This is a genomic window from Longimicrobiales bacterium (assembly GCA_028823235.1).
Lineage (GTDB): Bacteria > Gemmatimonadota > Gemmatimonadetes > Longimicrobiales > Gaopeijiaceae > UBA2589.
Window position 1 is genome coordinate 59,946 of the sequence record JAPKBW010000004.1, and the last position, 15,582, is coordinate 75,527.

A 15,582-nucleotide genomic window follows, 5' to 3' on the forward strand; every position below is an offset into this window, starting at 1 on the left:
GGTCAGGCTTTCTGAAGGCGCGTCCGGCAATAGAACGGCGCGACCGGGCAACGTCGAGTGGAACCCATGGGTATCAGGGTGGGGTTTCCATTGACACGCGGCGTAGCAGGCTAACAAACCGTAGCTTTAGAGCTTGAGACAAAGAAGGCGGCTCCGGGGGCAAAGTGTGCAAGTCCCTGGCGAATGATCGTCAAGAGGAGTAGACCGGGTGGCAAAGAACTATATAGATGAGGTCGCGATGAAGATGTCCCTGCCGACGGCAAATATCCGCCGAGCACTGATGGTCCTAGCCATGGTGGGCCTTGGTGCCTCCTGGATGCCCTCCGAGGCTACAGCTCAATATTTTGGGCGAAACAAGGTTCAGTTCGACGACTTTGATTTTCAACTTCTGTCGACGGATCACTTCGACTGGTACTTCTATCCGGAAGAAGAAGAAGCCGTCATGGACGCCGTCCGCATGGGCGAGCGCTGGTACGAGCGACTGGCCAGGGCCTTCCAGCACGAGTTCGAAGCCTCGAAACCGGTCATCCTCTACGCTGATCATCCCGATTTTCAGCAAACCAATACGCTTTCCGGATTCATCGGTGAGGGTACCGGTGGCGTGACAGAGTCCATGAAGAACCGTGTCATCATGCCGATGACGGGTTCCTACTGGGACACCGACCACGTTCTCGGCCACGAACTGGTCCACGCTTTCCAATACAACATTGCCCAGTCGAGGCGAGGCGGAGGTCTCCAGGGTATGTCGACCCTGCCCCTCTGGCTCGTCGAGGGCATGGCAGAATATCTGTCGGTAGGACGGGACGATCCATTGACGGCGATGTGGATTCGAGACGCGATTCGTCGGGACGAACTTCCGACGATCGATCAGCTGACCAACGACCGCCGTTTCTTCCCCTACCGCTTCGGACAGGCCCTCTGGGCCTACATCGGCGGCACCTATGGCGACGACGCGGTGATGCAGATCTACCGCCGCGCGCTGCGCGTTGGATTCGAAGGGGCCATTCAGGGGGTCCTGGCGATGCCGACCGACTCACTGTCAGTCCGCTGGCGAGAGGCCGTCGAGGAGGAGTACCTCCCCTTCATGGAGGGACGCGACGAGCCCCAAATGGCCGGGAAGCCAATCCTCTGTCCATGCACGGGATCCGGGAAGGTCAACATCTCGCCGTCGCTCAGCCCGGATGGAAAGTACGTCGCGTTTCTTTCCGAAAAGGATCTCTTTTCGGTCGACCTCTACATGGCTGAAACCGCGACCGGGCGCATCATCCGCAAGCTTTCGAGTGCGAACTCCGACCCGCATATCGACGCACTTCGGTACATCGACTCGTCAGGGACTTGGTCGCCAGACGGAGCACTCTTCGCCTATGTGGTCGTGGCGGGAGGGGACAATCAACTCTTCATCGTGAGCGCCGACAACGGTGTCGTGCAGCAGCGGATCAGCTTCGAAGGGATTGGTGCCGCAACGAACCCCACGTGGTCACCGGATGGTCGAACCATTGCCTTCTCTGGATCCGTCGGTGGCATCTCAGACCTGTACCTGTACGACCTCGAGACCGACGACATCACGCAGCTGACGGACGACAAGTACGCGGACCTTCAGCCAACCTGGTCACCAGACGGTTCCACCCTGGCTTTCGCGTCTGATCGCGGACCCGAAACCGACTTCGAGAGACTGGTCTACAGCAAGTTCCAGCTGACGACTCTGGAAGTCGCGACCGGGGAGATCGAAGTCCTTCCCGTGTTTGGGAATGTCAAGCACATCAACCCACAGTATTCGGGCGATGGGCAGACGATCTACTTCATCTCCGACCAGGACGGGGTCAGTGACATCTACGGGCTGAGCATGCAGACCGGCTCTGTTGACCGTCACACGAATGTCGCGACGGGCATCAGCGGGCATACGTACCTCTCGCCTGCGATGTCGGTTGCCCCGAACGGGACTGTCGCCTTCACGATCTTCGATCAGCTCGAGTTCCACATCTATACGAACTCGGTGGACGAACCTGCGTCTCGAGTTACCGTGGTGGACAACGCCGCCATGCAGCCCGGCCGGCGGCTCTCACCCGCGAACCCGGACCGATTCAGCCGCATCGCGACGTATCTGACAGACGCCGAGACCGGCCTCATGCCCTCCGGCACGTATCGGCCCGAAGACGCCGAGGAGTACAGCCCGAGCTTGGGAATCGACTATGTCGGCCAGCCCACAATCGGCGCTGGTACGGATAGCTACGGGAACTACATCGGTGGCGCGACGTCTGCGTACTTCTCCGACATGCTCGGGGACAAGGTCCTCGGGGTATCCCTCCAGGCGCAGGGCACGTTCAAGGACCTCGGTGGGCAGCTCTTCTACGCAGACCAGTCAGATCGATGGAACTGGGTCGTGAGTGGTGGGCGCGTTCCCTACCAATTTGGCCAAATCTATTACTCGGCAGACGACCTCGGCACATATCAGGGCCTGGTGCGACAACGCATCTACATCACGTCAACGACGGGACAGATGCACTTCCCCTTCTCGACTACGGAACGGGTCGAATTCGGGCTCGGCCTCCAGAGATACAGCTACGACTTCGAGTTGGAGAAATACTATTACAACCAGTTTGGGTCGACCGTCGGATATGACAGGGAAAGCCTTGATGCTCCGACTCCACTCAGTCTGTTCCAGGTTTCCGCAGCGCTCGTTGGTGACAATTCCTATTTTGGCTTCGTGTCGCCGATCCGTGGCGGACGCTACCGCGTGGAGGTTGAACAGACCCAGGGCACGGTCGACTTTACGACGGTCATCCTCGATTACCGACGCTACTACGCACCTCATCAGAACTTAACATTGGGCGTTCGGGCAATGCACTACGGTCGCTACGGCCTCGCGCCCGATGAGCAGTCTTCAGATGGCTTCGGCATCCTGAATCCGCTCTTCCTCGGCTATGAGACTTTCGTAAGGGGGTACTCCTGGGAAAGCTTCGAGGCATCCGAATGTAGGAATGGGGCAACCACAGCGAACACCTGTCCGTCGCTCAACCGCCTGTATGGCAACCGGCTGGCCCTTGGATCCTTCGAGATGAGGATTCCCTTCATCGGTGCCGAGCAGTATGGAATCATCAACTTCCCGTTCCTGCCGACCGAACTGGTTGCATTCGTCGATGGCGGCTTGGCTTGGGACAACCAGTCCTGCTTCCGAGATCCGAATACACGTCAGTCCGTGTGCTCGATCTCTGAGCCGGTGCTGGAGTGGAGCCGGTCGTCGTCGGAACGCGTACCGGTCGTCTCTACAGGGTTCTCAGCCCGCATGAACATTATGGGATTCATGATTCTGGAAGCGTACTACGCGTATCCCTGGCAGCGACCCGAGCGCGGATGGCACTGGGGCTTCAACATGGCGCCTGGCTGGTAGCACCACCGGGCACGAATGAATCCGGGGCGGCTCGCGGAGACCTGAAGAGGCCGTTCCGCGGGCCGCCCCGTGTCACTCCCATGGACCGCCTGCGAGAGATATAGAGAGGCCGAAGCCCGGAGTGTCTAGGCCTAGAAGATCGAAATATTGATGTACTTCGACGGGTTCGCCTGCAGATCTTCGAGCAGCGCACTCAGCGTAAGGGCCGCGCTGTTCAGGCTCACGTAAAGCGTCTCGTCGGTCGAGAGACGCCCAAGAGTGCCTTCCCCCCGCTCCATTCGCCCAAGAACTGTGTTGAGTGATGCAACTGCTTCATCAAGGCTCTCACTCGTGCTGTTGAGCATGGCCATCGCGGAATCGGCCCTTGCGACAGCAGACGCGATGTCGGGCCCAGCCACAGACGCCGCTTCGAGGCCCTGGGCCGCGTTGGTCAGGCTGGCCGTGAGATCCGCGAGCGCACCGCGCTGGTCCCTGGTAACCGAGGACAGATCGCTGAGTAGTTGTTCGAGTTCACGTGCAGTCCCCTGCACCGACTCGACGGTTTCCTGATTAAGCATATCGTCGAATGATCCGAGGACCGACTCAGCACGTAGACTGAGCTTATCGACAGTTGCCATCATCCCACCACCTACGGCCCCTTCACCTTGGAGCGTGTCGAAGTCAGCATAAACTCCAGGGCCAGAGCCCCGCACGAGCTCGAGTGCTCGACCACCGAAGAGTCCAGATTCACCCATGACCGTTTCTGAGCCCACCGGAATCTGCCACCTGCCGTCAATCTCCATGGTGATCACGACCCGATCGTCCGCGACCATCTCGAAGTCGTGCACGCGACCGATGTTCACGCCCTGCATTTGAATGGGGTCGCCCGACCGGACACCGCCGGCATGGCTCACCTCAGTCACGAGCATATATCGCCCACGAAAGGTTGCCGGATCGGTCATGTAGAAAAGAACGACGATGGATGATATCAGCCCCAGCAGGACAAACATGCCTACCTGCGCTTCCTTGCCTCCCGCCCCTCGCGGCACTGCCGCAACGATGTCCTGATCTGACGCGCCTCGGCGTCGGCTCTCCGCATCTCTCATATCATGTCACAGCCATGTCGAGGGCGGCAAACGCTGCAGCCCGATCAACGAATGCCCGAACCACACGATCCGGGCTGTCTCTGAACTCTTGGGGCGTTCCGCAGAACCGAAGCGTGCCGCTATGCAGCATCGCAACCCGATCGCAAATGGTCAGACCCATTTCCACTTCGTGCGTGACCAAGAGCGAGGTCACCTCCAGCTCCCTCGAAAGGCGTTTGATCAGGCGTTCGACCGCCGCAGTGTTGATGGGATCGAGTCCGGTCGTGGGTTCGTCCCAAAGCAGGATCTCGGGACGACCCACGATCGCCCTTGCGATCCCAACACGTTTCTTCATTCCGCCCGACAACTCTGCCGGGAGTTTTCGTAGAATTTCCCGGGGCTCGAGGTTCACGATTTCCAGCGCATCCCATACCCGTCGCGCGACTTCTGCTCGCGACATTTTGATGAGTTCCTCTTCGGGAAGGCCCATCTCCACGTTTCCGAAAACGGTGAGGGAATCGAAGAGCGCTGCATTCTGAAAGACGTACCCAATTTTCTTTCGGATCGCCTCGAGACTTCCAGGAGGACCGTCGTAAACCGAGACGCCAGCGATCTCCACATCCCCGTAGTCGGGCACGATGAGCGACAAAGTCGTCTTGAGCAGAACACTCTTTCCGACGCCAGACGGCCCAAAGAGCGCAAACATTTCGCCGGTCTCAACCGTCAGGTCGACGCCTTGTAATACCGGGATGTCGAAGGCCTTGTGGATATCTTTGTATCTGATCATGGCGCGTGTCCTACTGCAGCAAGAGCGGCGGGAACATCGCGTCGACAATCAGGATCGTGAGGATCATGAACATGACCGCCTGCGTCGTCTGCAGCCCAACGCCCTCGGCGCCACCCTTCGTCCGGAGGCCCATGTGCACCGATATCAGCGGGATAACGAATCCGAACACGACAGCCTTGGATAGCCCATAGAACAGGTCCCAGCTATGCCAGAACAGCCGGGCACCGTAGAGGAATGTCTCCTGACCGAGGTCTGCTGATACGCCGGCCATTAGCATTCCGGCCCAGACACCGATCACATCCGCGAAGGCAACAAGGAGGGGCATGGTGATAATGCCCGCGATGATTCGGGGGGCAGCAAGGACCGCGATCGGATCTCGCCCCAGAGACTTAAAGGCGTCGATCTGCTCGGAAACCACCATAGTCCCCAGCTCGGCCGTGATTCTGGCGCCAATGCGACCGACAAGCACGATCGCCGTGAGCAGCGGACCAAGCTCAAGAACGATGCTTTGAACGACCAGTGTCCCAAGCACGTAACGCGGCGAAGACGACACCAGCTGATAGCCCCCCTGCTGGCTAGTTACAATGCCCGCGAGAGACGCCGTAACGAACACGATCGGGAGGCTCTGAACACCCATAACGTGCATCTGTGTGAGCACCTCTCTGCCGCTCACCTTGAGACGCACAATCGCCACAATGGAGGCCCAGGTAAGCATGCCCAGCGCACCCGCGTGATCGAGGGTGATGCGATAGGCGCGTCCGAGCTTGGCGAACCAGCCCGCCACGACGGATGTCAGAGGAAGTGCCACGACCCGGAGGCTACACCGATTATGAGGTGAGGTGGGATCTGGCCCATCAATCTAGGGCAGCATCCGCATGTACGAAAAATGAAATTTCGGCCCAAACATCTTGAAATTCAACCTTCGAGGGCATGAGCACGCACGCATCGGGTCGAGATACCGAGGGTGGAGTGCCGTGCGGTCTTGGCGCACAACGTCCTCGTGCGAGAGATGCGCCCGCGATCAGTCGAGCACCCAAGGAACCGGCACATGGGCGGGTGAACGATATACAACTAGGAACCCTACCCCCAAGCATCCCACTGGGTCTTCGCATGCCGTTGAACACGCTGCCCCATGGCGATACAGTCACCGGGTCCTCCTCCCTCTTCCTTCGCAGTGAATCCATGAGCAACACATCTCCACTCGCAGGTCGCACGGCACTCGTGACCGGAGCATCGGCCGGGATCGGCCTCGAGACCGCCCGCACACTCGCTCGTGCCGGGGCCGCCGTCGCGGTTACCGCGCGCAGGCCAGATCGACTCGAAGCCCTCTGCCAGGAAATCGAGTCAGCAGGCGGTCGCGCTCTGCCGATCGCCGGGGATGTGGCTTCGCTCGAGGACGTACAGAACGTAGTCGAGCGGACGCACGAAGCCTTTGGCAGCCTGGACATTTTGGTCAACAACGCCGGGATCATGCGCATCTCCCCGATTACGGAGAATCGCGTCGAGGACTGGGCCGCCATGCTAGATGTGAACGTGAAGGGCGTCCTCTATTTCCTGTCCGCCGTTCTCCCGATCATGACCGACCAGGGGTCAGGACACATCGTCAACGTCGGCTCCGTTGCCGGACGACGCCCGTTCCCGGGGGCGTCAGTGTATGCAGCGACCAAGTTCGCCGTTCGTGCCCTCTCGTGGGGTCTGCATCTCGAGCTCGGAAACGCTCACGGCATCCGCATCACCGATATCCAGCCCGGGTACGTGGCCACCGACCTGCTGTCGGACGACGCCGCAACCAGCGAGGCCTGGGACGAGGCATGGAAGGACCGGCGCACACTGAAGCCGGAGGATGTGGCCCGAACGATCGAGTTCGCGGTAACCTCACCGGACCATGTATCGGTCAGCGAGATACTGGTCAGGCCAACAGATCAACCCAGCTGACCGCTGCCGCCGTCAGCGACGATTCTTGCTGAACGAGCAACGGGGTGTCCAGCGTGAGCCGGACACCCCGTCTTATCAGCCCGTCACCGTGGAGGGCTCATTCGCCTTCACGGGCTACTGGGAGATCGGTCGTTCGTCCGTCGCACCGTAGTAGATGCCATTGAACAGGAAACCGAACGTGCCGTGCGGCTGGGCTCTGAACGTGATCTTCGGCCCGAACAGGAAGATCTTGCCCTGGCCGTAGTCAGCCTCGATTGCACCTACCCCGTCCTCTAGGTAACGCTCGCCCCATGCCCAGCCGCTCTTGAGTGGATTCGGTGTGTCGAACCAGCCTATGCGGCGGACACCCTGCGCTTCCGCACCTGCGGTAAGCGAGAACGTGGGGGAATGACTGAAGAGCACGTTCGTCCGGTCGGCAAAGCCATGAGTGAGCGGGCTCTCGTGCTCGATCTTCATGTCTAGAACTGAGCCGGGTGTGAAGTACTGCTCACGAGTCAACGGCTGGCCGTTCTCCACGAGATGGTTCTGGACGGGAAGTCCAGCATGGTACGCCAGATTCGCAGATGAACCGATCGCGATCGCAGCGCCACCCTCTCGAACGAAGTCGAGAATCTGCGGAACCGTGCCATCCTCCGTCACGCTTCCCATGCGGCGTCGGTACTCCTCAGGGACGGTCGCCGGATCCGGGCCACCACGGCCTCCGTATCCCCCACGACCACCACCGTCACCGGCCATCGCTGCCGGGAGCGGGATCGCTCCATCCTCGAACAGAAGAACGTCGTACTGATCCAGGTCGCCTGTGTCGAAGTCCGGCGGGAACAGCACGTCGAAGTCGAATTCAAAATCCTCGAGAATCATTCTCGTCCATCCGGACGGCATCGAACCACCGTACTGATCCCAGAGGCCGATCTTGACCGGCTCCAGCTCCATGGATGCGCCGAGTGGGACCACCCTAACGCCGATGAAGTCAAGTCCCTTTTCGGCGGCCAACGCCTCGATCAAGTCGCGATCCGCTTCGAGGTAGAAGGCACCCGCTGCGAACGCTGTCCCGCTCACGTCGATCGGATCGACAAACCATTGAACCGACCCACCAGCAGCTAATGCGCGATTGACTGCGACGAAGGCGTCATTGATGTGATCAGTTACGTATCCTATAGCGTTCGTGGGCCCGGCCACGACACCACCTGGAGGGGCGTCAACGACGTCGGGCACCAGCTCAAAGGGTCCGTCAAAACCTTCCATGACACGATCGAACTCGACACCCATCTGCCAAGCCAAGGTCCACCCGGTGTTGTCATACGGAGCGGTAGGAGGAGCACCAGGGAACGCAAAGTCGTTCGGATGCTGCTGCTGCTCGAACATGTCGAGGACGTGGGGACGGAATGCCTGATTCGCCTTCACCACGTATGAACCCGCAGGATATCCGGTACCCGCAACCATGAAGTCTGAAGTGGCCCGATGTACATCTACACCGTTGTACAGCAGCGTATTCACAAATTTTGTTGCGGTTAGAAAATCGCGCTGGTCCGCGGGGATAACAAAGCCACGGGGATTGCGGTCTGTCGGATCGCGGAGGATCCGCTCCCAATCGTCATGGTTCCCACGGTCCATGGCCTCGGCCGCCGCATCGATCTCGAATGGCAGCGTTGTCCACGAGTCCGTATTTCCGCGCTCAATGGAGTTCTGTCCCATCTGCCAGATGTTGAACAGAAGGTGATCGCTGTTTCGTGACGCGTAATCAAGCACAGCCCAGTTGGCGGTCTGTGAGTATTCAATCGACTGCCGGAAGTGCCAAATGCCGGGCTCAATCGGGAGCGGGAGGTCAGCCCGCGGCATCTGCTGCCGCGGGAGGAAGGGGATCTCGACCGGCGTCGGGTTTCCGATTGTTTCGGTCAACAGACCTATCATGTTCTTGAAATATGGCGTCGTGCGGAGGCCACCGTTCCACCAGGTAGAGTAGCTCGCTCCAGATCGCATCGTCGTTCCGCCCTTTCCCTCCAGCACCATACGTTGATGCATGTTCGAACCCACCCGGTCCAGTGACGTGATGATGAGCGGATCGAGATAGTGGTTCGGCGGGTCACGGAACGGCGGCGCGAACATGACAGTGCCCTGCGGTCCCGTCTGGTGATGATTGTAGACGATCTGCGGATACCACTCGCGGTACATGGAGCGGTTCATGTTCTGGCTCTCCGCCAGGGCCGCCATGTAGAAATCACGGTTGTTATCGTGGCCCGCGTACTTGTTGTACAGGACTGGAATCCCGCTGGAAGAGCGCGTCATCGGATCGTCCATCCGCATGTACCAGTCGGAGACCAGCGTCATTCCGTCTGGGTTCGCATGCGTCGCGAGGATGATCACATCGTCGAGAATTCGCATGGTTTCGACGTCTGTATACTCATTCAGCCGATAGACCATCTCAGTGAGCTGTGCCGCTCCCAACACTTCGGTCGCGTGCAGCCCCCCGTCGATCCAAATGACGGCCTTCCCTTCTGCGGCCAGCGAGAGGGCCTCTTCGCGGCTGACACCGTCCGCCTTTGCCAGCTTCGCGCTGATCTCACGGTAGCGGGCGATATTAGCCTGGTTCTCAGGCGACGTGATGATCGCCTGGATATGAGGACGACCCTCCTCGGTCAGACCGAGAGTGTCTAGCACCATTCGGTCTGACTGGTTCGCCAACGTGATGAAGTACTCGTGGAGGGCCTCGTAGTTGAACAACACGTAGTCGGCGCCAACCTCGTGCCCAAAATGCTCGGTGGGCGTGGTTACACGCTCCTGGGCGAATGCCTGCATGGCGGCGACGAACGCGACCACGAGAGGCAACGCGAAACGAACAGAGATTTTCAGCATGGCCTTCGATACTCCAAATCAGATAGCTGTGGGGAGCGCATTTCTGCACCCACGCCTTGCTCGGTACGCAGGCTCGCGCCGACATTGCGCCGTTGCAAAACGTTCCCGAGATCAAGGTTCCGTAATGTATAGACACGTACGTGCCCTGCCTCTGTTGAGTGCCGCGACAGCTCTCCTAGCCGGATCAGTCGAAGCTCAACAGTCATTGTATACGATGGTTGCGGAGCCAACGGCTGTTGAAGTCACGGTTGGCGCATCCGCGCCCCTGACGGTGACAGTGCTCGATGCGTCTGGTGCCACTCTGGAGATACCTGTCCGATACGCTGCCCCGCGTGGGTCACTTCGAGTCCGGGATGGTGTGGTCCAGGGCCTTGAAGCCGGAGATTTCGAGATCGTTGCGACGGCGGCGCTTCCGGCCGACTTCGCGGGTACCCCGCCCACACTGCGTATCCCGGTGTCGGTACGTTGGCCCGCGATCGCTCGGGTGGAAGTCACCTCTTCCTCTACATCGCTCTACGCAGGAACCACGATCACCCACTCCACCCGCGCCTTTCACGGAGATGACTCGAGACGGCCCGACATCGAGGCCGTCTGGCTGAGTTCTGATCCGAGCATCGCCAGTGTGGATCGGTTTGGATCAGTAACGGCACATGCCGCGGGAGGGGTGACCATTACGGCGACGATCGAGGGCGCGCAGTCCGAGGTTTCGTATGACGTTGCCGCGTTCCCTGCGACAGCACTGACGATTGAGGGCGGTGCAGAAACGGCGTTGACCGGTGACGTGCTTCATTTCGAGGCGGCCGGGATCGGAGAGGCGGGCACGGTAAGAGATCTCCCCGTGACCTGGGCCTACGCTTTCGTGCCAGATGACTCGATCCGGGCACCGGCCGCGGCCGCGACGGTGGAAAACGGCGCTTTCGTGGCCGAGATCCCAGGCCGGTACACTGTGCTGGCCCTGGCCGGACCTCTGGTGGCACGCGCTACGGTGGAGATTCATGGGCGGGAAGCCGTGCGAGAGATCGAGCTGCAGGGTCGCGGTTCGGTCAGCTCATCCCACACCTCCGACCTGTGGGTCTATGAAGGGCTCGACGGTCGTGACTACGCAGTAACCGGTACTTGGTCCGCATCGGGCTGGGCGTTCTTCTGGGACGTGACCGATCCGACGAACATCACGAAGACCGATTCCATTCAGGTCGACGCACGCACTGTGAACGACGTGAAGGTGTCCCCCGACGGCCGGTACGCGGCGCTTTCGCGAGAGGGTGCATCCAATCGCCGAAATGGTGTGGTCATCCTGGATCTGGCAGACCCTCGGCATCCGGTGATCGCGTCGACATTCGATTCGGACGGTGTCACCGGTGGCGTCCACAACATGTTCGCGACCAATGACTATCTCTTCGCGCTCGCGGGCGGCGACAAGTATGTGATCATCGATGTGCGTGACCCGTACGCGCCAACGTTCGTAAGTGAGTACAACCATCCGGACAGTCGCATCCACGATGTGTGGGTCCACAATGGAATCGCTTATTCCTCCGAGTGGCAGACCGGTGTAGTCGTCGTGGACGTCGGCAACGGAGAGTGGGGCGGATCTATCGAGAATCCGGTCTTCGTGACCGCAGTGCCCTACCCCGTTGGTGCGACACACGCTGCGTTCCCCTACCTCCAGGAGTCGACCGGACATTTCTATCTCTTTCTGGGTGACGAGATCAGCGGCGGTCGCAATCAGGCGTGGGCTGGTGAAGGCGCCGACAATCAGCCGTACGACCCGGAGACGGGCACGGGCGGTGTCCAAGGGCGCATGAGTGGATACCTGCACATCATCGACTTCACCGACCCCGAGAATCCACGTGATGTAGCACGCTACGAAGTTCCCCAAGCCGGTGCTCATAACGTCTGGGTCGAAGACGACGTGCTGTACCAGGCCTACTACAAGGGCGGGTTACGAGTAGTCGACGTTTCCGGAGAGCTCATGGGCGACCTGGGACGTCAGGGCCGAGAGATCGCGATCTACAAGCCGCAGGACCCAGCGGGATTCCTAGCGAATCAGGTGAGCGTCTGGGGCGGGCAGCCGTACAAGGGACACGTCTTCTTCAGCGACATGAACTCAGGACTATGGTCCGCGAAGCTCGCACCGAAGGGGCGGCCAATTTCTTGACGCTACTGGACCGGGTCCATCCGCCAGAAGATGATGCCCCCGGCCTGCTGCCCCACTCCGACGGATCCGACCATCTCGAAGCTCTGGAGATCGTAGACGTCAACCTTCCCAGGCTCAGCGCCCTTCCCTTCGACACTTACGAAGGCGTAGCGAGAGTCTGAGGTAACCGCGACCCCGTGCGTGACAGTCGTTGTGCTCGGTACGACTGCCCTGCTCTCGCCAGTGGCCGCATCGAAGAACTGTACTTGACCGGCGCTCTTCAGGGAGGCAACCAGCACGGTTCCGTCCGGCGTGATCCCCAGATTGTATGGCGCGCGGCCGGTCGGGAACTTCCGGACCAACGACCAGTCCGCGCGGTCGATCACGAGGATCTCGTCGGACTTGTTGCACGCGACGTAGAGCGTCTGATTGTCCGGAGCCGGCTCGACCCAGGTCGGCGAACACGAGGGTTCGGACATGGCGCCCATGGGCGCCATGCTTTCTGAGCCCCGAATCATCCCGTTCGGGCCAGTCAAGACCTCCGGGGCGGCATAGCCGGTGAGAGCAACCTCCCGGCCTGTCGCAACCATAAACCGCCGAGAGACCTCGAAGGTACGCGTGTCGATCTCGACCATCTGGTCGTCCATCATGCAGTTCGAATACGCGTACAGCCCGTCCGGCGACATGCGGAGTCCGTGCGGCATCGTGCATGTCGCGATCTGGTCGACTTCGACCATGTCAGGGGTGTAGACCACGGATACCGTGGACGCCACGTGCTCACCGTGCAGGTTGAAATTCGCGACGAAGGCATAGAGTCCGTCGGGAGTCAGATCGAGGGTTGCAGGGAAATTTCCGAGCAGAATCGGTGCAGCGACAAGCGTGTCGGGACCAGCCGCGAACTTCCACATCTTGCCGTCCGGCACCCCGTGCGCGGTGGTCATGTAGAGGTACTTCCCGTCCGGCGACACGTTCAGACCGTGCGGCCCCTCGGTCTCGACAGAAATCTCACCGACCGGAGTCGTTTGGTCGATCGACACGCCGGAGGCGTCAAACTTGATCCGGTGGATGAGATCGGCCGACTCCGCACCGACGTACGCGTAATACGCAGCAGCAGGCGCGGCCGAAGCAGGAGTCGGCGCCGACGTGGTACCCGCGGAGCCACCGCCACATGCAGTGAAGAGGAGAAGAACGGCGGCCGACTGGCAAATGCGTTTGTTCATGATCGACGATGGATCCTGATCGGTTGAGCGCCTCGGTTGCTGCCACGCAGGTTCAACACGATTGTATCAGCTTGGCGGCTTCCGGACTCCGGGGATGCTCCCCGCAGCGGATTAATAGGCCGAACACGATGGACCTTATCAAGGGAGCAGAAGCACGATGAGAAGGAACCTTGCTTGGACGCTCGTGGCCACGGCCCTGTGCGCGTCGCCCGTCATCGCTCAGGACGCCTCCCTCGATGCGGGCCTATTGGTCACTCAGCTGGTCGCCGAGCCCGCTGAAGTTTCATTCGAAGCCGGGACGAGCACACCACTGGTCATCCGAGCCCTCGATGCATCGGGCAACAGAGTGAACGCCGAGCTTCGCATTCGCGGGCGTGGCGTGAGCTACACGGATGGAATCGTCACTGCCACCGAGGGTGGTACTGCGATGCTGATCGTCTCCGTCGTTCTTCCAGCTGATGCGACCCAGCAGCCGGCAACCTTGACGTTGCCGATCAACGTTACTTGGCCAGCCGTCGCGACCGTCGAGGTCGCTCCCCTCCAGGAAGGGGTCCTCTATTCGGGCACTCAGGTGCGATACGGAGCCGCTGCATTTTTCTCCAGTGGTGAAGAGCACACGCAGCCCAGTTTCTCGTGGACGACATCGAATGCGTCAGTCGCCACGGTAAATTCGCGCGGTAACGTCACCGCACATGCGGCTGGATCCGTCACCCTGACAGCGTCCTTTGACGGCGTCCGCGGAACCGTTTCTCTCGACGTTCCTGCACTCCCGGCCACCTCGCTCGAGATCGCCGGCGGGTCGGACCAGGCCCGACAGGGTGACGTCCTGAGCTTTGACGCCGTGCTGACCGGTCAGGGCGGTCCGGTCACCGATGCGCCCGTGTTCTGGACGGTGTCCTTCCAGCCGGACGACTCGATCAACGCCCCCGGCGGTGGTGGGATCATCAGCAGCGGGAAATTTGTCGGAGAGGTGCCGGGCCTCTACACCATCATGGCTTCGGCTGGAGACCTCGTGGCTCGCACCACGGTCGACGTGGCACCTCGCGAGGCTGTGCAGGAAATTCAGGTTCACGGTCAGGGATCGGTCTCGGATGTCCACACCTCCGACCTCTGGATCTACGAGGGCAACGATGGCCGAGACTACGCAGTAACCGGCACCTGGGGCGCCAATGGCTGGGCCTACTTCTGGGACGTGACCGATCCGACGAACATCGCGAAAACGGACTCGATCCTGGTCGATGCTCGTACGATCAACGACGTGAAGGTCTCACCCGATGCCCGGTATGCTGCCTTGTCCCGTGAGGGCGCCTCGAACCGCCGGAACGGTGCAGTCATTCTGGACCTCGCGGACCCGGCGCACCCGATTATCGCCTCGACCTTCGACACCAACGGCGTCACAGGCGGGGTGCACAACATGTTCGCCACCGAAGACTACCTCTTCGCGCTCGCCGGTGGTGACAAGTACGTCATCATTGATGTGACTGACCTGTCGAATCCGACCTATGTGAGCGAGTACAACCACCCTGACAGCCGGATTCATGATGTGTGGGTGCACGACGGCGTGGCTTACTCGTCCGAGTGGCAGAACGGGGTGGTAGTCGTTGATGTCGGGAACGGCCAATGGGGTGGATCCATCGACAACCCGGTCTACGTCACGAATGTCCCTTATCCCGTCGGCGCGACCCACGCCGCCTTTCCCTACTATCAAGAAGACACGGGCAAGTTCTACCTCTTCCTCGGTGACGAGATCATGAACCGCGAAGGTGCAGCGTGGGGCGGCGCCGGCCTGGGCGGTATCCCGCAGCAGGGCGGGACACCGTCAGTTACACGGGGCTACATCCACATCATCGACTTCACCGACCCGGAGAACCCGGTCGATGTTGCTCGGTATGAGGCCTCCGAGTTCGGCACGCACAACCTGTGGGTCGAAGACGACATGCTCTACGTCGCCTACTACGAGGGCGGCGTACGCACGGTGGACGTCTCCGGCGAGCTGATGGGCAATCTCGCGACGCAGGGACGTGAGGTCGCTGTCTACAAGGCGAACGACCCCAACGGATACGTGTCCAACGCTCCGATGGCCTGGGGCCCCCAGCCCTACAAGGGCAACCTGTTCTTCAGTGATTTCAACTCCGGCCTCTGGTCAGTCAAAGTGATGCCGAAAGGGCGCCCGATCTCTTGAGTCAGTGAGTGGGGGCAGTCGC

Annotated in this window: 9 protein-coding genes; 4 read left to right on the top strand and 5 right to left on the bottom strand. The window is 60.5% G+C overall.

Annotated features, from left to right (window positions below; all coding sequences use genetic code 11):
• Positions 1-208: 208 nt before the first annotated feature.
• Complete coding sequence (locus OSA81_03140) at positions 209-3,388, top strand: hypothetical protein (protein ID MDE0897989.1); 3,180 nt, start codon at positions 209-211, stop codon at positions 3,386-3,388.
• A gap of 131 nt (positions 3,389-3,519) precedes the next feature.
• Here the strand turns inward: OSA81_03140 and OSA81_03145 are convergent, their stop codons facing one another.
• Genes OSA81_03145 through OSA81_03155 form a run of 3 tightly spaced genes read right to left on the bottom strand, consistent with a single transcriptional unit; the run spans position 3,520 to position 6,047 of the window.
• A complete protein-coding gene (locus OSA81_03145) occupies positions 3,520-4,473 on the bottom strand; it encodes an MlaD family protein (GenBank protein MDE0897990.1) in 954 nt (317 codons plus the stop codon).
• Between the two features lies 1 nt (position 4,474).
• A complete protein-coding gene (locus tag OSA81_03150) occupies positions 4,475-5,239 on the bottom strand; it encodes an ATP-binding cassette domain-containing protein (protein MDE0897991.1) in 765 nt (254 codons plus the stop codon).
• A 10-nt stretch (positions 5,240-5,249) separates the two neighbouring features.
• Positions 5,250-6,047, bottom strand: coding sequence for an ABC transporter permease (locus OSA81_03155; protein ID MDE0897992.1), 798 nt, complete (start codon positions 6,045-6,047; stop codon positions 5,250-5,252).
• Between the two features lie 374 nt (positions 6,048-6,421).
• Here OSA81_03155 and OSA81_03160 point away from each other — a divergent pair, with 374 nt between their 5' ends.
• Positions 6,422-7,174, top strand: a complete 753-nt coding sequence (locus tag OSA81_03160) for an SDR family oxidoreductase (protein MDE0897993.1) — start codon at positions 6,422-6,424, stop codon at positions 7,172-7,174.
• Between the two features lie 114 nt (positions 7,175-7,288).
• Here the strand turns inward: OSA81_03160 and OSA81_03165 are convergent, their stop codons facing one another.
• Positions 7,289-10,024: a M14 family metallopeptidase gene (locus tag OSA81_03165; protein MDE0897994.1), complete on the bottom strand. Its 2,736-nt coding sequence runs from the start codon at positions 10,022-10,024 to the stop codon at positions 7,289-7,291.
• A 124-nt stretch (positions 10,025-10,148) separates the two neighbouring features.
• Between OSA81_03165 and OSA81_03170 the strand changes: the two genes are divergently transcribed.
• Complete coding sequence (locus OSA81_03170) at positions 10,149-12,179, top strand: Ig-like domain-containing protein (protein MDE0897995.1); 2,031 nt, start codon at positions 10,149-10,151, stop codon at positions 12,177-12,179.
• 2 nt (positions 12,180-12,181) lie between these two features.
• On the opposite strand, the gene OSA81_03175 is transcribed toward OSA81_03170, so the two are convergent.
• Positions 12,182-13,378, bottom strand: coding sequence for a YncE family protein (locus tag OSA81_03175; protein ID MDE0897996.1), 1,197 nt, complete (start codon positions 13,376-13,378; stop codon positions 12,182-12,184).
• A gap of 157 nt (positions 13,379-13,535) precedes the next feature.
• Between OSA81_03175 and OSA81_03180 the strand changes: the two genes are divergently transcribed.
• Positions 13,536-15,560, top strand: coding sequence for an Ig-like domain-containing protein (locus tag OSA81_03180; GenBank protein ID MDE0897997.1), 2,025 nt, complete (start codon positions 13,536-13,538; stop codon positions 15,558-15,560).
• The last annotated feature ends 22 nt before the right edge of the window (positions 15,561-15,582 follow it).